General features: G+C 63.3%; 20 protein-coding genes and 1 pseudogene. 11 read left to right on the forward strand and 10 right to left on the reverse strand.

Going from position 1 to position 16,819, the window contains the following annotated elements; all coding sequences use genetic code 11:
* The first annotated feature begins 279 nt into the window (after positions 1-279).
* The 4 genes from NKH49_RS30025 to NKH49_RS30040 all read left to right on the forward strand — a co-directional run bounded on the left by NKH49_RS30025 (position 280) and on the right by NKH49_RS30040 (position 2,810).
* A complete protein-coding gene (locus NKH49_RS30025; RefSeq protein ID WP_352470853.1) occupies positions 280-663 on the forward strand; it encodes a RidA family protein in 384 nt (127 codons plus the stop codon).
* A gap of 48 nt (positions 664-711) precedes the next feature.
* Positions 712-1,065, forward strand: a complete 354-nt coding sequence (locus NKH49_RS30030) for a VOC family protein (RefSeq protein ID WP_352470852.1) — start codon at positions 712-714, stop codon at positions 1,063-1,065.
* A gap of 136 nt (positions 1,066-1,201) precedes the next feature.
* A complete protein-coding gene (gene leuB, locus NKH49_RS30035; RefSeq protein ID WP_352541965.1) occupies positions 1,202-2,305 on the forward strand; it encodes a 3-isopropylmalate dehydrogenase in 1,104 nt (367 codons plus the stop codon).
* Positions 2,306-2,309: 4 nt separating this feature from the next.
* Positions 2,310-2,810 (forward strand): GNAT family N-acetyltransferase, encoded by a 501-nt coding sequence (locus tag NKH49_RS30040; protein ID WP_352615516.1) that lies wholly within the window; start codon positions 2,310-2,312, stop codon positions 2,808-2,810.
* A 279-nt stretch (positions 2,811-3,089) separates the two neighbouring features.
* On the opposite strand, the gene NKH49_RS30045 is transcribed toward NKH49_RS30040, so the two are convergent.
* Positions 3,090-3,803, reverse strand: coding sequence for a DUF805 domain-containing protein (locus tag NKH49_RS30045; RefSeq protein ID WP_352615515.1), 714 nt, complete (start codon positions 3,801-3,803; stop codon positions 3,090-3,092).
* 88 nt (positions 3,804-3,891) lie between these two features.
* Positions 3,892-5,724 (reverse strand): DEAD/DEAH box helicase, encoded by a 1,833-nt coding sequence (locus tag NKH49_RS30050; RefSeq protein ID WP_352615514.1) that lies wholly within the window; start codon positions 5,722-5,724, stop codon positions 3,892-3,894.
* Positions 5,725-5,926: 202 nt separating this feature from the next.
* On the opposite strand from NKH49_RS30050, the gene NKH49_RS30055 reads away from it, so the two are divergent.
* Both NKH49_RS30055 and NKH49_RS30060 read left to right on the forward strand, forming a co-directional pair.
* Positions 5,927-6,076, forward strand: coding sequence for a hypothetical protein (locus NKH49_RS30055; RefSeq protein WP_352450216.1), 150 nt, complete (start codon positions 5,927-5,929; stop codon positions 6,074-6,076).
* Positions 6,077-6,182: 106 nt separating this feature from the next.
* Positions 6,183-7,217 carry an aspartate-semialdehyde dehydrogenase gene (locus NKH49_RS30060; RefSeq protein WP_023680535.1) on the forward strand — a complete coding sequence of 345 codons (1,035 nt, stop codon included), beginning with the start codon at positions 6,183-6,185 and terminating at the stop codon, positions 7,215-7,217.
* Positions 7,218-7,403: 186 nt separating this feature from the next.
* Here the strand turns inward: NKH49_RS30060 and NKH49_RS30065 are convergent, their stop codons facing one another.
* The gene (locus NKH49_RS30065; protein ID WP_352615513.1) at positions 7,404-7,811 is read right to left on the reverse strand and encodes an ACT domain-containing protein; all 408 of its coding nucleotides are present in this window, start codon (positions 7,809-7,811) and stop codon (positions 7,404-7,406) included.
* A 256-nt stretch (positions 7,812-8,067) separates the two neighbouring features.
* Here NKH49_RS30065 and NKH49_RS30070 point away from each other — a divergent pair, with 256 nt between their 5' ends.
* Complete coding sequence (locus NKH49_RS30070) at positions 8,068-8,478, forward strand: DoxX family protein (protein ID WP_352615511.1); 411 nt, start codon at positions 8,068-8,070, stop codon at positions 8,476-8,478.
* A 190-nt stretch (positions 8,479-8,668) separates the two neighbouring features.
* A complete protein-coding gene (locus NKH49_RS30075; protein ID WP_023680734.1) occupies positions 8,669-8,932 on the forward strand; it encodes a YMGG-like glycine zipper-containing protein in 264 nt (87 codons plus the stop codon).
* 72 nt (positions 8,933-9,004) lie between these two features.
* On the opposite strand, the gene rpsP is transcribed toward NKH49_RS30075, so the two are convergent.
* The 7 genes from rpsP to NKH49_RS30110 form a co-directional block, all read right to left on the reverse strand.
* Positions 9,005-9,406 carry a 30S ribosomal protein S16 gene (gene rpsP, locus NKH49_RS30080; RefSeq protein ID WP_352615509.1) on the reverse strand — a complete coding sequence of 134 codons (402 nt, stop codon included), beginning with the start codon at positions 9,404-9,406 and terminating at the stop codon, positions 9,005-9,007.
* 50 nt (positions 9,407-9,456) lie between these two features.
* Entirely contained in the window at positions 9,457-9,783 is a 327-nt protein-coding gene (locus NKH49_RS30085; RefSeq protein ID WP_352615508.1) for a chorismate mutase, read from the reverse strand.
* Positions 9,784-9,790: 7 nt separating this feature from the next.
* Positions 9,791-11,419: a signal recognition particle protein gene (gene ffh, locus NKH49_RS30090; RefSeq protein ID WP_352541973.1), complete on the reverse strand. Its 1,629-nt coding sequence runs from the start codon at positions 11,417-11,419 to the stop codon at positions 9,791-9,793.
* Between the two features lie 309 nt (positions 11,420-11,728).
* Complete coding sequence (locus NKH49_RS30095; RefSeq protein WP_352615507.1) at positions 11,729-12,697, reverse strand: CPBP family intramembrane glutamic endopeptidase; 969 nt, start codon at positions 12,695-12,697, stop codon at positions 11,729-11,731.
* Positions 12,698-12,844: 147 nt separating this feature from the next.
* Positions 12,845-13,447 carry a DUF1236 domain-containing protein gene (locus NKH49_RS30100; RefSeq protein WP_352615506.1) on the reverse strand — a complete coding sequence of 201 codons (603 nt, stop codon included), beginning with the start codon at positions 13,445-13,447 and terminating at the stop codon, positions 12,845-12,847.
* Between the two features lie 63 nt (positions 13,448-13,510).
* The gene (locus NKH49_RS30105; protein WP_352615504.1) at positions 13,511-14,605 is read right to left on the reverse strand and encodes a zinc-binding metallopeptidase family protein; all 1,095 of its coding nucleotides are present in this window, start codon (positions 14,603-14,605) and stop codon (positions 13,511-13,513) included.
* A gap of 90 nt (positions 14,606-14,695) precedes the next feature.
* Complete coding sequence (locus tag NKH49_RS30110; RefSeq protein WP_352615502.1) at positions 14,696-14,911, reverse strand: hypothetical protein; 216 nt, start codon at positions 14,909-14,911, stop codon at positions 14,696-14,698.
* A gap of 204 nt (positions 14,912-15,115) precedes the next feature.
* On the opposite strand from NKH49_RS30110, the gene NKH49_RS30115 reads away from it, so the two are divergent.
* From NKH49_RS30115 to NKH49_RS30125, 3 genes and pseudogenes are all read left to right on the forward strand, one after another.
* Positions 15,116-15,916: a lytic murein transglycosylase gene (locus tag NKH49_RS30115; protein ID WP_352615500.1), complete on the forward strand. Its 801-nt coding sequence runs from the start codon at positions 15,116-15,118 to the stop codon at positions 15,914-15,916.
* A gap of 113 nt (positions 15,917-16,029) precedes the next feature.
* Positions 16,030-16,452, forward strand: coding sequence for a DUF4279 domain-containing protein (locus NKH49_RS30120; protein WP_352615498.1), 423 nt, complete (start codon positions 16,030-16,032; stop codon positions 16,450-16,452).
* 76 nt (positions 16,453-16,528) lie between these two features.
* Positions 16,529-16,792, forward strand: a pseudogene (locus tag NKH49_RS30125) (IS5 family transposase); the annotation flags it as partial.
* Between the last annotated feature and the right edge of the window lie 27 nt (positions 16,793-16,819).

Raw genomic sequence — 16,819 nt, forward strand, 5'->3', positions numbered from 1 at the left:
CGGCCGCAAGGACCGTGCTCAAAGGCCGGACATATGGACGCAAGCGATCGAAAACGACGCAAAACAACCGTTGCAGGCAGGGCGCCGTCCACATATGGATCCTGGGGTCTGCGCCGCGTCGCTTCGCTCCTTGCTTCGCCCCAGGATGACGACTGGAGAGATGTTCTGGCCAATCTCCAAGGTCTGCGCTTCCACGTCGTAACAACAATCGGTTGCCTCTGGCCCATGGCCGGGTGGACCCTATACCTTCAGGATGGCCGCAACCACTGCGAGGAAGCCATGCGAAAACTGATCTCCACCGGTTCGCCCTTCGAGAAGACCGCCGGCTATTCGCGCGCCGTGGTGCAGGGCGACTGGTGTTTCGTGTCCGGAACGACCGGCTATGATTATGCGACCATGTCGATGCCGGAGACCGTAGAGGCACAAACGCGCAATTGCCTGGCGACGATCGCCAAGGCGCTCGGGGACGGCGGCTTCGAGATGGCCGATGTGGTGCGGGCACATTACTATATTACCGATGCGGCTTTCGTGGATGTGGTGTTCCCGATCCTCGGCGAGGCCTTTGGCGAGATCAGGCCGGCGGCAACGATGATCGTGTGTCAGCTCAACAAGCCGGAGATGAAGATCGAGATCGAGGTGACGGCGCTGCGGCGCACAGCCTGATGCCTGTCACGGTTGCGAAAACGACACGGTTAGCACGAGGATCGGCCCATGGCGAAGGTCAGGCGCATCGTTGCAAACATAGACACGCAGGATATCGCGGCGGCAAAACCCTTCTATCAGGATGTGCTCGGCCTCGATCTCAAGATGGATATGGGCTGGATCGCTACCTACGGCTCGCAAGAGACGATGTCCGTGCAGGTCAGTTTCATGGCCGAAGGGGGATCAGGAACGCCGGTGCCGGACATCTCTATCGAAGTCGACGACGTCGATGCCGCGCTTGAAAGCATGAGGACGGCCGGCTTTGCCATCGAATACGGTCCGGCGGACGAACCCTGGGGCGTGCGGCGCTTCTTCGTACGCGACCCGTTCGGCAGGCTGGTCAATATCCTTTCGCATCTCTAGGCATTTTGTCTTGAGCATCGGAGTTTCCCAAAACCGGTTTCCACTTTTGGGTCCGATGCTCTGAACCGCAGGCTTGCGCGCCGGCCGCTTGGCGTTTAGCAAGGCCGCGGCTCACGACACAATCAGGACGGTTCTCATGGCTTCGAAAAATCTTCTCCTGCTTGCCGGCGACGGTATCGGCCCCGAGGCGATGGCCGAGGTGAAGAAATTGATCGCCGGCATGAACGACAGCCTCGGCAGCGATTTCGCCACCGACGAGGGCCTTGTCGGCGGTTGCGCTTACGACGCACATGGCGCGGCAATTTCCGATGCCGACATGGCCAAGGCAATGGCGGCTGACGCGGTGCTGTTCGGCGCCGTCGGCGGGCCGAAATGGGATGCCGTGCCTTACGAGGTGCGCCCGGAGGCGGGTCTGCTGCGGCTGCGCAAGGACATGGAGCTGTTTGCCAATCTCAGGCCGGCAATCTGCTATCCGGCACTGGCGGCGTCCTCCTCGCTCAAGCAGGAGGTGGTCGAAGGTCTCGATATCCTCATCGTGCGCGAGCTCACCGGCGGCGTCTATTTCGGCGAGCCGAAGCAGATCATCGATCTCGGCAACGGCCAGAAGCGCGGCATCGACACCCAAGTCTACGACACATTCGAGATCGAGCGCATTTCGGGCGTTGCCTTCGAGTTGGCACGCACGCGCAAGAACCACGTCACCTCGATGGAAAAGCGCAATGTGATGAAATCTGGCGTGCTGTGGAACGAGGTCGTCACCCAGACGCACAAGGCCAGGTATGCCGACGTCAAGCTCGATCACATGTTGGCCGATGCCGGCGGCATGCAGTTGGTGCGCTGGCCGAAGCAGTTCGACGTCATCGTCACCGACAATCTGTTCGGCGACATGCTGTCCGACATCGCCGCCATGCTGACCGGCTCGATCGGCATGCTGCCGTCGGCCTCGCTCGGCGCACCTGATGTCAAGACCAAGAAGCGCAAGGCGCTCTACGAGCCGGTGCACGGCTCGGCGCCCGACATCGCCGGCAAGGGCATCGCCAATCCGATCGCCATGATCGCCTCCTTCGCCATGTGCATGCGCTATTCCTTTGGCATGGTTGAAGAGGCCGACCGGCTGGAAGGCGCGATCGCCGCCGTGCTCGATCAGGGCTTGCGTACCAGGGATATTCATTCGCCGGGGATGACCGAGGTCGGCACGACCGAGATGGGCGACGCGATCATCGCCAAATTTTTGGGCTGATCCCGTGTCGGTCGACGTCCGCTGGGCGACGACCGGGGATGCGGCGGCACTCGCCGCCATGCTTTGCGAAATGGCGGTGCATTACCGGCAGCCGCCACTCGACGCCAGCCAAGCTTTGTCGGCGGCACAGAAATGGCTTGGCGACGAAGGTCCGGCCTATCCGCATTTTGCGCTCGCCTTCGTCGATGGTGAAGTTTGCGGGCTGGCCCCGGTTGCGATCGCGCATCCCGGCATCGATCTCGAGCGGCTGTTCCTCAAGGACCTATTCGTACGCAATGATGCCCGCAATGGCGGTGTCGGTCGAGCACTGATGGCATTCCTCGCCGGCCATTGCCTGCGCGAAGGCATCGGCCGCATCGACCTGACCACGAAGGACTGGAACGAAGGCGCGCTGCGCTTCTATGCCCAATTTGGTGCCGAGCGTCACGAGCAGAAGGTCTTTCTAAGGCTATCCGGCGAGGCGCTGCTGGCGATCGCGGGTGGTTCCTCGACGCGGAAGCCCTAAATTTGGAGATTGGCCGAAACATCTCCCCTTTCGTCATCCTGGGGCGAAGCAAGGAGCGAAGCGACGCGGCGCAGACCCCAGGATCCATGCCGTTACCCGGCGGCAGTGCTCGGCCGACCAGAACCGAGCGCTTCTTCGTGGTGGATATGAGCGCCATTCTGAACCGCTGCGTTCCTCGGCTTATGTCGCGGCATGGATTCCAGGGTCTGCGCTCCGCTTCGCGTCGCTCCGCCCTAGGATGACGCAGGCGTGGCGGCCGGCGACCCAATCGTGGAGGTACTAAACCCTGACACCTACCGGCACGGGACCCCACTGGTTTTCGCGCGGCTGCGTCGGGATCAGCGCAAAGATCAGGATGATCACGGTCCCGAAGGTCGGGATCAGGAAAAGCAGGAAGAGCCAGCCGGTCAGGCCGGTATCGTGCAGGCGACGCACGTTGAGCCCGAACCACGGCAGGGCTGTCGCCAGCAGGAAGAGACCGGAAAGGCCGACCGTCACTGCCGGCAATTCACTGTTGTCGAGATTGCCCATGGCGTCGTCGATAAAGACGCCGAGTCCTATGACCACGATCAGCGCGATCGTCCAGAACAGACAATAGCCCCAATACTCCTTGCGGCGGGCACGGCCGGCGAAGTTGAAGTAATTCTCGGTCAGACCCCACCAGAAGTAGCTCCACAGGCCAGCCGATTCGGCCGGACTTTGTTCAGCGGAACGGCCGAAATGTTGCGGCTGACGTGCCGCGGGCGCATTGCCGGCCTGAGTTGGGGCGGCGGTTGCAGTGGAGGCGTCGGCGGGCGCACTGGCAGGTTGGGCGCGGATCGAAAAAACATCGCGTGCCCGTCCGCCAGCCGGCTGGAATTCGACGGTCGTACCTCCGGCAACCGATGCTTCGCGGCGCAAATCTTCGCGCGCCAAAGTGTAGCGGTTGCCGTCGGCTCCGGTGATGAAGCCGAAACCCTGGTCTTCGTCGTAATGAAGAACTTCGCCGCGCATGCCCTGCCCACCCCCATTTCCCCGCCCCAGACTGTGCAAAATTCCGGCAGACCGCAAGGGGCGTGCGGAAATGGAGAGTGCTGGCTATTTACCCCGGCCGTTTCTTCGATTTCTTGTGTTTCGCAGGTCCGCCTTCGAACTTCGCCTTGGCCGGTTTCCCGGCCCAGGGCTTCGCCTCGAATGCCGGGCGCTGGTCGGCCGGTGCGCGCTTCTCGAATTTGGGCGTGTTCTGATCGAAGGTGCGCTTGCCGCGGTGCGGCTTCTTGTCGGGTCGTGGTTCCTGGTAGCCGGCCCGCGACAAATCCGGCGTGCCATCCAGCCGCTTGACCGCAATGTTGCCCTGCAGCTTGCGGTCGGGGCCGATCGCAGCGAGGAAACGCTCGGCCCAGTCCGCCGCGATCTGCACGAAGGTTTCCTCCGGCTGCATCTTGATGGCGCCGATCTCGCGCTTAGAAATGCCGCCTGTCCGGCACAGCATCGGGATCAGCCAGCGTGGCTCGGCATTCTGCCGGCGTCCGACCGACAGCGAGAACCAGACGCTGTCGCCGAAATCGTCGCGGCGGCTCGGTGCCTCATCCCGGCGCGCAAATTTTTCGCCCGACGGCGTGAACGGTGCCACGTCGAGAAGATCTTCCGGTGCCGAGTGGCTGGAGCGGCACATCCGCACGAAGGCGGCGGCAACCCGTTCGGGCCCGTGCTGATCGAGAAGCGCCTCAACGAAGCCGCGCTCCTCATCCTTCATAGGCTCGCTGAAGACCGGATCAGCGAGAATGCGCTCATCGTCGCGCCGTATCACGTCGTCGGCCGACGGCGGGCTCGCCCAGGTTGCCGCAAGGCCGGCACTTTGCAGCAGCCGCTCGGTGCGCCTGCGGGCACTATTGGGCACGATCAGCGCGCTGACGCCCTTGCGTCCCGCACGACCCGTGCGTCCGCTTCGGTGCAGGAGCGTTTCCGGGTTGGTCGGCAGGTCGGCATGGATCACCAGCTCGAGATTGGGCAGGTCGATGCCGCGTGCCGCGACGTCGGTGGCGATGCAGACCTTGGCGCGGCCGTCGCGCATCGCCTGCAGCGCGTGGCTGCGCTCGTTCTGGCTAAGCTCGCCGGACAGCGCCACGACGGAAAAGTTGCGGTTGTTGAAGCGTGCCGTCAGATGGTTGACGGCGGCGCGCGTGTTGCAGAACACCAGCGCGTTCTTGGCCTCGTAATAGCGCAGCACGTTGATGATGGCGTTTTCGCGGTCCGCCTGGGCGACGCTCAGCGCCCGGTATTCGATGTCGAGATGCTGCTTTTCCTCGCCGGAGGCCGAGATGCGCACAGCATCGCGCTGGTAGCCCTTGGCCAGCGTGGCGATGGAGCGCGGCACGGTCGCGGAAAACATCAGCGTGCGGCGGTCGGCGGGCGCGGCATCGAGGATGAATTCCAGATCCTCGCGAAAGCCGAGATCGAGCATCTCGTCGGCCTCGTCGAGCACCACTGCCTTGAGCGCCGACATGTCGAGCGAATTGCGGGTGATGTGATCGCGCAGGCGGCCGGGCGTGCCCACGACGATATGGGCGCCGCGCTCCAGTGCGCGCCGTTCGGTGCGCATGTCCATGCCGCCGACGCAGGACGCCACCGTGGCGCCGGTCAGTTCGTAGAGCCATTCCAGCTCGCGCGTTACCTGCAGGGCCAACTCCCGCGTCGGCGCCACGGCCAGCGCCAGGGGTGCCGCCGCGTGGGAAAAGCGCTCCGCGCCATCGAGAAGGGTCGGCGCCAAAGCCAGACCGAAGGCGACGGTCTTGCCGGAGCCGGTCTGGGCCGAAACCAGCGCATCGGCCTGGCCAAGCTCGAGAACGGCGTTCTGCACCGGCGTCAGCTCGACATAGCCGCGTTTTTCCAGCGCCTTTGCCAGCGCGGGAACAATAGCTTCGAAGTTGGACATCTTGCTCTTTCGAAATTCGGATTCTGAATACCCGGCGACGGGTCAAATGTCGGCAAGCGCCCACAGACGGGCGCCACGAGCCAGACGATGCTCGTTCGTACTTGGTGCCGCCGTCATTGTACAGGGCGGGCGGGTCGGCCTGCTTGCGATTGACTCTAGACGTAAACCGCGTAAAAGCCGGCACCGAACGGGATAGTTTTCGATGCGCGGCCTTTTGATGGCGCTTTCTGCCTTCGACATCCCCGGCCCCAATGCGAACCATTGGGCCGGGCGCGTCGCTGCGTCTCCTCGTTCCAGCAAAATCACGTTCTTGCTCAAAAAAACCGGCAAAACGACCACCAAAACGGTCTGATTCCCTTGGCCTAACCACCCTCTCCCGGGTCCGGCCCGGGGGTTGAAACCCGCATCGGCCGGCGGGTTTTCTCCAGAAACCGAGCGGAGAGGGACAGGAGATTTCGATGAGTTTCAAGGTTGCGATCGTCGGCGCCACGGGCAATGTGGGCCGGGAAATGCTCAACATATTGGAGGAACGCGGCTTTCCGGTGAGCGAGGTGGTGGCGCTGGCCTCGCGGCGCAGCCAGGGCACGGAAGTGTCGTTCGGCGACCGCACGCTGAAGGTCAGGGCGCTCGACCAATATGATTTTTCCGACACCGACATCTGCATCATGTCGGCCGGCGGCAACGTCTCCAAGGAATGGTCGCCGAAGATCGGCAAGCAGGGCTGCGTCGTCATCGACAATTCGTCGGCCTTCCGCTACGACCAGGACGTGCCGCTGATCGTTCCGGAAGTGAACCCGGATGCGATCTCGCTGTTCACGCGCAAGAACATCATTGCCAACCCGAACTGCTCGACGGCGCAGCTGGTCGTGGCGCTGAAGCCGCTGCATGACGCGGCCACCATCAAGCGCGTCGTCGTCGCCACCTACCAGTCGGTCTCCGGCGCCGGCAAGGAAGGCATGGACGAATTGTTCACGCAGACGCGCGCGGTGTTTGTCGCAGACCAGGTCGACGTCAAGAAGTTCACCAAGCGTATCGCCTTCAACGTCATCCCGCATATCGACGTCTTCCTCGACGACGGCTTCACCAAGGAAGAGTGGAAGATGGTGGCCGAGACCAAGAAGATGCTCGACCCGAAGATCAAGCTGACGGCGACCTGCGTGCGCGTGCCGGTGTTCATCGGCCATTCGGAAGCGGTCAACATCGAGTTCGAGAAGCCGATCACCGCCGATGAGGCGCGCGAGATCCTGCGCGAGGCGCCGGGCTGCCAGGTCATCGACAAGCGCGAGGACGGCGGCTACATCACGCCGCTGGAATCGGCCGGCGAGGACGCCACCTTCATCTCGCGCATCCGCGAGGACTCGACCATCGACAACGGCCTGTCGATGTGGATCGTCTCCGACAATCTGCGCAAGGGCGCGGCACTCAATGCGGTGCAGATCGCCGAGCTGCTGGTCGAGCGCGGGCTGATCCAGCCGAAGAAGAAGGCGGCATAGTTCGCTCACGGCCGTATCGCCGCTAGCGCGGCTGGCCTCCGCGGGGGCGCCGGACGACCGGCGGCCTGCGGTCGCAGGCTCGGCCTTCGGCCGTTTTGCGCCCTTCTCGCCGTTCACGGGGGGAAGGTTCCGGCAGGCGTATGAGGGGCAGCGCAGGCGTCTCAAATAGGCAGCAAGGCGCCGGCGTCACAGCCGGTTCTCCTCCGCTAGGTCCAACAGCAACTCCAGCGCCTCCGCCGCCCGGTCGGCGGGCACGAACAGATGATCGTGGTAGAAGGCCGAGACCGGATTGACGCCGATGCCGGCGGTGGCCAGCCGCGCGGTGATGGCGGCGAGGAAGCCGACCGCTTCCAGCGACGAATGGATGTTCAGCGTCAGCATCCGGCAGCGGAACACGTTTTTCAGTCCAGCGGCCTTGGCATGGTCTTCAAGCACGATCAGCGTCATGCCCTCGCGCTCGCGAAATGGCATCACCGGGTGGAGCCTGTCGGGAACGGGCGCATCGGGTGGCAACGTGGTGAAGACATGAACGCCGGCAAGCAATTCCGGCGTCATTGCCGCCAGCAACTGTTTCAGGTCGGTCTCTCCGGCCATCGGTTGCTTTCGTTGTGCGATCAGGCGGTGGTTGCCGTCGAGCGCTCGGAAGACACCTCTACGGATTTTCAATAACGCCCTCCACCTCACCCCGCAAGGTGGGCCAGGTTCGTTGCTGACTGAACTTGCACATCCAAGGCCGCCGTCCCCCGGAGCTGAAAAAGAGCTGGAGGCGTGTCGGATCGCCGTCATGGGCCGCGTCCTTGGTTCGAGCTGGCGAAGGAGCCAGTGCTCACAACGACCGGAGGGAACATCAATGACCATGTCTCAGGCAGCACCCGTCTCACCGCGTGCCCTGTGGGCCGGCCGCGTGCTCAGCGCCGTCATCGTGCTGTTCATGATCTTCGACGGCGTCATCAAGCTACCGCCGCTCGAAATCGTCACCCAGACCATGGTGCAGCTCGGCTGGCCGGCCGATGCCAATGTCTCGCGCATGCTCGGCATCATTGGACTGGTCTCGACAGCGCTTTACGCGCTGCCGCGCACCTCGGTGCTCGGCGCCATCCTGCTCACCGCCTATCTCGGCGGTGCCGTCGCCACGCATGTGCGTATCGGCAGCCCTTTGTTCTCGCACATACTGTTCGGCGTTTATCTCGGCGCCATCCTCTGGGGTGGCCTGTATCTGCGCGATCCAAGGGTGCGCGCGTTATTCCCGTTCAGCCAATAGCGCGACATCGAAAGCCGCTCGATGGTGGCCAGGCCGCCAGAGCGGGCGCGGTCTGCCGCCGCCTTTCTACTCTTTGGATCAAATTGAGCGCCGCCGGGTGGCAGCCGATCTTCTTCTTTGGATCAAATCGCCTGGTTGCGAGTTAGGGGGTGCAGCGGCGAGGACGGCACCCTGTTGGAGAGGAACGACAATGAAAAAGGTGATGATCTTGATGGCCCTGCTGGTGCCGCTCGGTGCCTGCTCCCGTACTGAGCAAGGCGCGGCAGTTGGTGGCCTGGGCGGTGCGGCGGTCGGCGCTGCTGTGGCCGGCAACCCGACCAAGGGCGCGGTGATCGGCGGTGCGGCCGGCGCTTTGGCCGGTGCGCTGATCGGCCGTGCCAGCGAAAGCGGCCAATGCCGTTATCGCGATCGTAACGGTCGTGTCTACGTTGCGAGTTGTCCGGAAGGCTATTGATCGGGCCGCATCATATGGATGCAATAGCAAAACGGCGGGCAGGGCCCGCCGTTTCGTGGTTGTGGAGATGATTTATTCGGCGCTGGCGGCTTCCGACTCGGCCGGCGCGGCTGCGGCGGCGGCAACGGCCGCGGCGGCATCTTCCTGCGCCTTCTTCAGCAAGGCTGCGCGCTCCTGCGCCTTCTTGCCGGGCTCGGCCTTCTTCGGGTTGGAGCGGGCTTCGCGCTTGGCGATGCCGGCTTCATCGAGGAAGCGCAGCACGCGGTCGGTCGGCTGGGCGCCATGCGACAGCCAATGCTTGACGCGCTCGGCGTCGACCTTGACGCGTTCGCCGTCCTTGGGCAGCAGCGGATTCCACGAGCCGAGCGACTCGATGAAACGGCCGTCGCGCGGCGAACGCGCGTCGGCGACGACGACATGGTAATAGGGACGCTTCTTCGAGCCCGCACGGGCCAATCGGATTTTCAGTGGCATTTCTTTTCTCCTAAAAGCTCTGATTTGGTTGATCGGTTGGTGGCTGGTCCTCAGCCGGTTTTCGCTATGCCGTTGGATGCGGCGATCTGCTCGTGATGGCGGATCACTTCGCGGACGACGAAGTTCAGGAATTTCTCCGCGAAATCCGGGTCGAGATGGGCGTCCTTCGCCAGTTGGCGAAGACGGGCGATCTGCTCCTGCTCGCGCGCCGGATCGGCAGGCGGCAGGCCATGTTCCGCCTTCAGCACGCCGACTGCCTTGGTGCAGCGGAAGCGCTCGGCCAGCATGTGGATCAGCGCCGCGTCGATATTGTCGATAGAGGCGCGATAATTGGCCAGCGCCGTACGCGCGTCCGCTATGTCCTTCTCTTCGTTCATGGCGCCCTCACTTCTTCTTGCCGAGGCCATTCTTGCCAAGCATTGGCAGCCCGCCACCGCCCGGCAGGCCGGGAAGTTTCATGCCGCCGGGCAGCCCAGGCAGGCCGCCGCCACCGGGAAGACCACCGGGCAGGCCCTTCATGCCGCCGAGCCCGGCCGCCTGCGCCTGCTTCTGCAAGGCTTCGAGCTGCTTGGGATCCATCTTGGAGAGATCCGGCATGCCGCCGCCCATCATGCCGCCTCCGGGACCGCCTGGGCCGCCAGGCATCATGCCGCCGAGCCCCATCTTGGAAGCGAGGCCGCCCATCATGCCGCGCATCAGGCCGCCGCCTTTGCCCTTGCCGCCCATCGCCTTCATCATGTCGGCCATGCCGCGATGCATCTTCAACAGTTTGTTGATTTCGGCCGCGTCGGTACCCGAGCCGGCGGCGATGCGCTTCTTGCGCGAGTGCTTCAGAATATCGGGGTTGGCACGCTCGGCCTTGGTCATCGACGAGATGATGGCGAGCTGGCGACCGAACATCTTGTCGTCGAGCCCGGCGGCGGCCATCTGGTCCTTCATCTTGCCCATGCCGGGCATCATGCCCATGATGCCACCCATGCCACCCATTTTCGACATTTGCTGAAGCTGGCCGGCGAGGTCGTTCAGGTCGAACTTGCCCGACTGCATCTTCCTGGCCATCGCCGCGGCCTGTTCGGCGTCGATGTTCTCGGCCGCCTTTTCGACGAGGCTGACGATGTCGCCCATGCCGAGGATGCGGTCGGCGATGCGCTTGGGGTGGAATTCCTCCAGCGCGTCCATTTTTTCGCCGGTGCCGATTAGCTTGATCGGCTTACCGGTGACGGCGCGCATCGAGAGCGCCGCACCACCGCGGCCGTCGCCGTCCATGCGGGTCAGCACGAGGCCGGTGATGCCGACGCGCTCGTCGAAGCTTTTCGCCAGATTGACGGCGTCCTGGCCGGTCAGCGAATCGGCGACCAGCAGGATCTCGTGCGGCGACGACATCTTCTTGATGTCGGCCATCTCGACCATCAACGGCTCGTCGATATGGGTGCGGCCGGCGGTATCGAGGATGACGACGTCATGGCCGCCGAGCTTGGCCGCCTGCACGGCGCGGCGGGCGATATCGACCGGCGTCTGACCGGCGACGATCGGCAATGTGGCGACCTTGACCTGCTCGCCGAGCTGGCGGAGCTGCTCTTGCGCGGCGGGACGCCGCGTGTCGAGCGAGGCCATCAAGACTTTCTTGTTTTGACGGTCGGCGAGGCGCCTGGCGATCTTGGCCGAGGTCGTCGTCTTGCCGGAACCCTGCAAGCCGACCATCATGATGACGACCGGAGCCGGTGCATTGAGGTCGATGGCGACGCCCTCGGCGCCGAGCATCTCGACCAGCTCGTCATGGACGATCTTGACGACCATCTGGCCGGGCTTGATCGACTTGACCACGGCGGCGCCGACGGCCTTCTCGCGCACCTTGTCGGTGAAGGAACGCACCACTTCCAGCGCCACGTCGGCCTCGAGCAACGCACGGCGCACCTCGCGCAGCGCCGCCGAGACATCAGCCTCCGACAAGGCGCCGCGGCCGGTGAGGCCGTTCAGGATCGAACCAAGACGTTCCTGTAGCGATTCAAACATTCTTTTTCCTTTTCCCTGGCACCCGGATGATGCCCGAGAGGTAATGCGTTCGCGCCAACTGTCCAAGCAAAAGCCGGTCCGGGCAAAGCCCAAAGCCAAAAAGCACCCGGGGGCGCACAGCGCTGCCGGGTGTTGGCCTCCGGGATCGATTTACAGCACTTCACCTCAAAGAGGTTTCGGCGTCCCGGTCGGTTTGCTCGGAGGAATACTCGTCGCGGAATTCGCGGCGTGTAGACAGGAAATCGGCCGCAGAGTCAAGCTTTGGTCAAGCTTTGCGTCAAATAGCTCAGGACGACCAGGCAATGCACATCAGCGCACGCTGCCGGCGCGCGCCATATCCGGCTCGACCTTCAGCGGTGAGCGCGGATGTAAAAGCAGCAGAACGGTCAACAGGCTGCTGACGATGCCGATCGAAGCGATGAGGACGGCGTCTGAAGTCGTCCAGCCCGCGGCTTCGAGCGGCTTGGCGTTGAACAGGGCGAAGGAATTATAGCTTTGCTGGTGCGAAATCAGCAGGAAGCCGGTCAGATTGTTGCCGAGATGGGCGCCAAAGCCGGCACCGAGATTGCCGGTTGCATAGACCAGAAGCGTCAGCAGCAGCGCAAAGGCAGCGATCGAGGCCAGCACGCAGGCATTGATGGCAGCGCTTGAACCTGGGCTCCAGTGCAGGGAGGTGAACAGCAATCCCGGCAGCAGCGCCCAGATGAAAGGGTTCTGGAACCGGCTCGCCAGGCCCCTGAGCAGATAACCGCGAAACAGCATCTCCTCCGACGACGTTTGCAGAAAGGTCAGGGCGGCGATCGGGATCAGGAACAAAAGCCACGCGGACAGGCCGATCGCGCCGCGCGCGATGTCGGGCTGCAAACCATAAAGCAGGATCTCGGAAAGCAGCGAGGTGATCAGCACCGCGGTCAGTCCTTTCAGGAACCCCGACCAAGAAATGCGCCGGCTGACGCCAATCAGGGCTGTCAGCTTCTCGCGATGGATCCAGCGCATGGCAGCCCAAAGGCCGAGCCAGATTCCGGCAAATGAAGCCAGCGCCGCAAGGATGCCTGCAGGAGAGGCCATGAAATCCTGCACCGCTCCCCCACCTGGCGGGGCGGTGCCAGACGATGCCTGCCAAACGGCAAAGGCATAGGTGCCGCCGAACAGCACGGCGGCAGTGGTTCCGAGCCAGAACAGGATGACGACCACCGCTCCAAGCAGAAGCCGCGGCAAAGTGGTCTTGTTGTTGGCGGTGTGCCGGTACTGTTGGAAGGCGGTTGGGTCGATCGTCACGCGGGCTCGCTGGCTGGTGCTTCGGCTCGCAAGGTCTAGAACATCGGCCCCAATGTGGAAACCGGTATTGCAGCGGCAATACCGGCTTGTGGCAATGTCGGGAGTGCGAGCGGCCGCCATTACAGGGCGACCGCCCTGTTTGTATCGTCAGCGCACGACGTACACGATACGCCGGCTGCCCGGATCGACCAGTGCCGGCTGGCCGTTCACATAGACGTAACGGTAATCATAGTCCGGAATCTCGCGTAGCTCGACGGTGTCAGGCAACGTCGCGCCCGTCACCACCTCGCCCTCGAGATAGACCGGATCGAGCCGATGCGTACGTACATAGGTACGGATCTCGGCCGGCGGTCTCCGGATAGGCTCGATCGCCTCGCCGGCGACGATTGCTCCGGTATGGCTGTCGGAATACTCGACGCTATCGGCGGGCGGCGTCACGACGGCAATGTCGGCGCTGGCCGGACGCTGTGTCAGGACCACACGGCTGCCGCCGAAATCGGCCGTCACATAGTCGGAATAGACCCAGCCCTGGCCGTTAGCCTCGGCGATGGTGCACCATTTGCTGTTGGCGATGCAGCCGTCGAGCGTCGCCGACTGGCCGGCCGCAAGCACGCCGATCACCGGATATTGCGGGCCGGGGCCGGCGCGTACATTGAGATCAGTGATGGCCGAGACGGCGGTGTCGGCCAAGGCAGAGCCCGACATCGCCATGAGCGCTCCGGCCACCGCCGGAAACAATATGCGTTTCATGGTCTTCTCTCCGTTTCACAGTCCCTTGGCACGGAAAACGAAGCAAAGCCGCATGCGTTCCGGCTAAAAGGCTTCGGCCGGCTCACGATTTGTTCCAGTCGTTTTCGGCAGGTCGGTCAAAAGCTCGTGAACAAAAGCAAGTTTTTGCGCCGCCACGTCCGAGATGACGAAGGGATAGAGATCGGGCAGGCCCATGCAGCGGTTGATCGAGTTGGACGCCTCCGACAGCACCAGCCAGCGGTCGAGAATCCTTTCGAAGGGCTCTGGGCTGGCGGCGGGTTCCGATGGTGCCGGCTGCAACTTGCCGCCGGTATCGGCGCGCGGCAGCTCGTTGGCTTCAACGGTTTCCAGCCGGCCGAGCGGGAAATTCAGGGCATGCACCATCTCCAGCGTGTCCGTGATGTGCATGTGATGCGCCCATGTCTCGGCCCAGTCCTCCCATGGGTGCGACGTCGCATAGGCCGAGATATGGCGCTGCTGCCAGTCGGGCGGCGCGCCATCGGCATAATAGGTCTTCAGCGCCTGTTCGTAGCCGGCGCGCTCGTCGCCGAACAAAGCGCGAAAACCGGCAAGCTTTTGCAAATCGTCGCGGATCAGGCGGTCCCAGTAATAATGGCCGAGCTCATGGCGGAAATGGCCGAGCAGCGTGCGGTAGTTCTCGCCCATCTCGACGCGCCGCCGTTCGCGCTCTGCCGAATCCGCCTCGGCGACGTTGAGCGTGATCCGGCCGTTGTCATGACCGGTCAGGATACGCTCGCCGCCCGGACCGCCGCCGATCGGATCGGCAAGAAAATCGAAAGCGAGACCGATCTCGTCGCCAACGTCCTGCTTGGGTGCGACCGGCAGGTCGAAGGCGAGCAGCGAATAGACGGCACGCTTCTTTGCCGCCTCGACACGGATCCAGCGGCGGCGGTTGCCGTCGACCGACAGATCCGGGATCAGCTGGTTCAGCGCGCAGGCGCGGCAGAAGGCATGGCCGGGCTCCGCCATCCAGTTGCAGGCGCATTCGTCGGCATTGGTGCAATGGAAGACGTCGGCGCCGGACAGCGCGAAGCGCGCATGCTCGGGATCGTAGAGCACGAGGCTGGCGCAGTTCAGGCATTGCGCGTTCTCGAAATAGAGACGGTGGCCGCACTGCGGGCAGTCGAAAAGCTTCATTGGCGTCTCAAATCATTCGAAATGCGGAGGACGATACGAGCAGGAGAACGCCAAACGCCTGTCAGCTGCCGACGTTCCTGCCGGCCGATGCTATTTTGCCGCAAGCTGGGCGACGACCTCCTTGGCCACTGCCTCGCCCGACAATCTGGCGCCGCCGCAGGTCTGCATCAGCGGACCGGCCAAATGCTCGCCGGCGAAGAAGATCTTTTCCGCCACGGGCTGCATCAGCGTGGCGCGCGCTTGCGAGCGGCCGGGCCGCCGCCGCCGCATAGCACACAAACCGCTCAGCGCCCCGCCGATGATCACGACATCAAACGTCTTCCGTGCTTATTCTGTCCCCGCCACAATAATTACTTGATCGTAGGCAAATTCCCGGGCGTCCGCCAGTGTGGTGGATTTGAGGTTCCTGCTGTATTGAGTCCATCGGCGTGGCGCCGGGGCAGTGACAAGCAGGTGTTTCGCAGGCAAGTTCGCAATTGGGAACGTGATTCAGGCAACTAGGAGAGCAGCATGGCATTTCTTGCCAAGGGGAAGATGTTTGTAGTGGCCACGGTGGTGGCGGTGCTTGCGCTGGCGACGGGCGCGCAGGCGGCGGCCAGCTGTGGCAAGAGCGGCGCCGGCTTCGAGGCATGGAAACCGGAGTTCGCCGCGGAGGCGAAGGCCGACGGTGTCGGCTCGAAGGGTCTGGCCGCTCTGGCTCGCGCAACCTACGCGACAAAGACGATCTCCGTCGACCGCGCCATCCATAAGGCTTTCAGCGGCTCGGTGGAAGCTTTCATGAAGCGCCGTGGCGCGTCCGCGATCATTGCGAGGGGCCGTGCGCTGAAGAAGGCCAATGCTGCGCTGTTCGACAAGATCGAACGGAATTACGGCGTGTCGCCGGGCGTGTTGCTCGCCATCTGGGGTATGGAGACCGGCTTCGGTTCCGCCATGGGCAACCAGAATACGGTCTCCGCCATTTTAACGCTGGCCTATGACTGTCGCCGTCCGGAGTTCTTCTACCCGCATGCCATTGCGGCCCTGAAGCTGGTTGATCGCGGAGCGTTGAGCGCCTCGTCGGTCGGTGCCGCGCATGGCGAGATTGGCCACACGCAGTTCCTGCCCGGAAATGTTTTGACGTATGGTGTCGGAAACAAAAATCTGCGCGACAAGAGCACTGCGTTGGCTTCTACAGCCAACTTTCTTAAGGGTCATGGTTGGCGACCGGGCGCCAGCGCGCAGGCGAATATCGGCGCAATTGCTGGCTGGAATTCGGCGAGCGTCTATCAACAGGCCATCGCCCGCATGGCCACGGCGATCGATGCCGACTGACAGGATATAAACGCAAAAATGACTGGGCTCGGTTGGAAGCGCGAGGCGAGCATGAAGAGTCTCGCAACAGCGCAGGGCTTGCCTTGCCCTTTGGAACCTAGCTAGGACAGGCGATGATCTCGCTCTCGATCGTTGATTTCGATGCGGACCCCGAGAGGGTGACTGCGATCCTAAGCCTCGAACCGACACGCATAGTCCGCAAGGGCGACCCGATGCGTAACGGTTCCCCGCGCAAGAAGAATGGATGGAGCCTCGATGGTCCGCGGCAAAGGCTCCGGAGTGGGGCCGAGCACGAGAATGCGGTCAACTACCTGATCGAGCAGATGCGAGGTCGGGAGGAGGCCTTCGCACGGCTGCGGCAGGAAGTGCGGCCAAAGCAGATAACTATCTACGGCGGGTTCTATCAGCCCTACGACGTACAGTGCGGCATTTGGCTTGAGCCGTCTGCGATGAGGGTGCTCGCGGATTGCGGTGTTGGCTGGAGCCTCGACCTTTTTGTTGAGGACGAAGCTCACCAACATGGAAGTGAGGTGTGAGCAGGCGTCCTGTCCGCATTGGGTCGTTTGCCGACTGGCTGGTTCCAAATTTGAGCGGAGTCTGATTCATAAGGGCATGAGCCGATACGATCTGACCGACTTCGAATGGCGCGTCATCGAGCCGCTTTTGCCCAACAAGCCGCGAGGCGTGCCGCGTGTCGATGGCCGTCGCGTGCTGAACGGCATCTTCTGGGTGCTGCGATCGGGTGCGCCATGGCGCGATCTGGCCGAGCGCTATGGCCCTCGCACCACTTGCTACAACCGTTTCGTTCGATGGCGGAAAGCAGGTGTCTGGGATCGGCTGATGGACGCCATTACCGAGGCCCATGACGGCACGGTGCAGGTAATGAGTCTACGTCCTAGTTTT

The sequence above is a fragment of the Mesorhizobium sp. M1088 genome, assembly GCF_040318575.1.
In the GTDB taxonomy this organism is placed as follows: Bacteria; Pseudomonadota; Alphaproteobacteria; order Rhizobiales; family Rhizobiaceae; genus Mesorhizobium.

Coding starts and splice junctions, on each gene's coding strand:
- NKH49_RS30055 (WP_352450216.1), top strand. CDS start 5,927: ATGCGCGGCCTTTTGATGGCGCTTTCTGCCTTCGACATCCCCGGCCCC.
- NKH49_RS30115 (WP_352615500.1), top strand. CDS start 15,116: ATGGCATTTCTTGCCAAGGGGAAGATGTTTGTAGTGGCCACGGTGGTG.
- NKH49_RS30120 (WP_352615498.1), top strand. CDS start 16,030: ATGATCTCGCTCTCGATCGTTGATTTCGATGCGGACCCCGAGAGGGTG.
- NKH49_RS30050 (WP_352615514.1), bottom strand. CDS start 5,724: ATGTCCAACTTCGAAGCTATTGTTCCCGCGCTGGCAAAGGCGCTGGAA.
- NKH49_RS30085 (WP_352615508.1), bottom strand. CDS start 9,783: ATGAACGAAGAGAAGGACATAGCGGACGCGCGTACGGCGCTGGCCAAT.
- ffh (WP_352541973.1), bottom strand. CDS start 11,419: ATGTTTGAATCGCTACAGGAACGTCTTGGTTCGATCCTGAACGGCCTC.
- NKH49_RS30100 (WP_352615506.1), bottom strand. CDS start 13,447: ATGAAACGCATATTGTTTCCGGCGGTGGCCGGAGCGCTCATGGCGATG.
- NKH49_RS30030 (WP_352470852.1), top strand. CDS start 712: ATGGCGAAGGTCAGGCGCATCGTTGCAAACATAGACACGCAGGATATC.
- NKH49_RS30045 (WP_352615515.1), bottom strand. CDS start 3,803: ATGCGCGGCGAAGTTCTTCATTACGACGAAGACCAGGGTTTCGGCTTC.
- NKH49_RS30065 (WP_352615513.1), bottom strand. CDS start 7,811: ATGGCCGGAGAGACCGACCTGAAACAGTTGCTGGCGGCAATGACGCCG.
- NKH49_RS30105 (WP_352615504.1), bottom strand. CDS start 14,605: ATGAAGCTTTTCGACTGCCCGCAGTGCGGCCACCGTCTCTATTTCGAG.
- rpsP (WP_352615509.1), bottom strand. CDS start 9,406: ATGCCACTGAAAATCCGATTGGCCCGTGCGGGCTCGAAGAAGCGTCCC.
- leuB (WP_352541965.1), top strand. CDS start 1,202: ATGGCTTCGAAAAATCTTCTCCTGCTTGCCGGCGACGGTATCGGCCCC.
- NKH49_RS30060 (WP_023680535.1), top strand. CDS start 6,183: ATGAGTTTCAAGGTTGCGATCGTCGGCGCCACGGGCAATGTGGGCCGG.
- NKH49_RS30070 (WP_352615511.1), top strand. CDS start 8,068: ATGACCATGTCTCAGGCAGCACCCGTCTCACCGCGTGCCCTGTGGGCC.
- NKH49_RS30025 (WP_352470853.1), top strand. CDS start 280: ATGCGAAAACTGATCTCCACCGGTTCGCCCTTCGAGAAGACCGCCGGC.
- NKH49_RS30075 (WP_023680734.1), top strand. CDS start 8,669: ATGAAAAAGGTGATGATCTTGATGGCCCTGCTGGTGCCGCTCGGTGCC.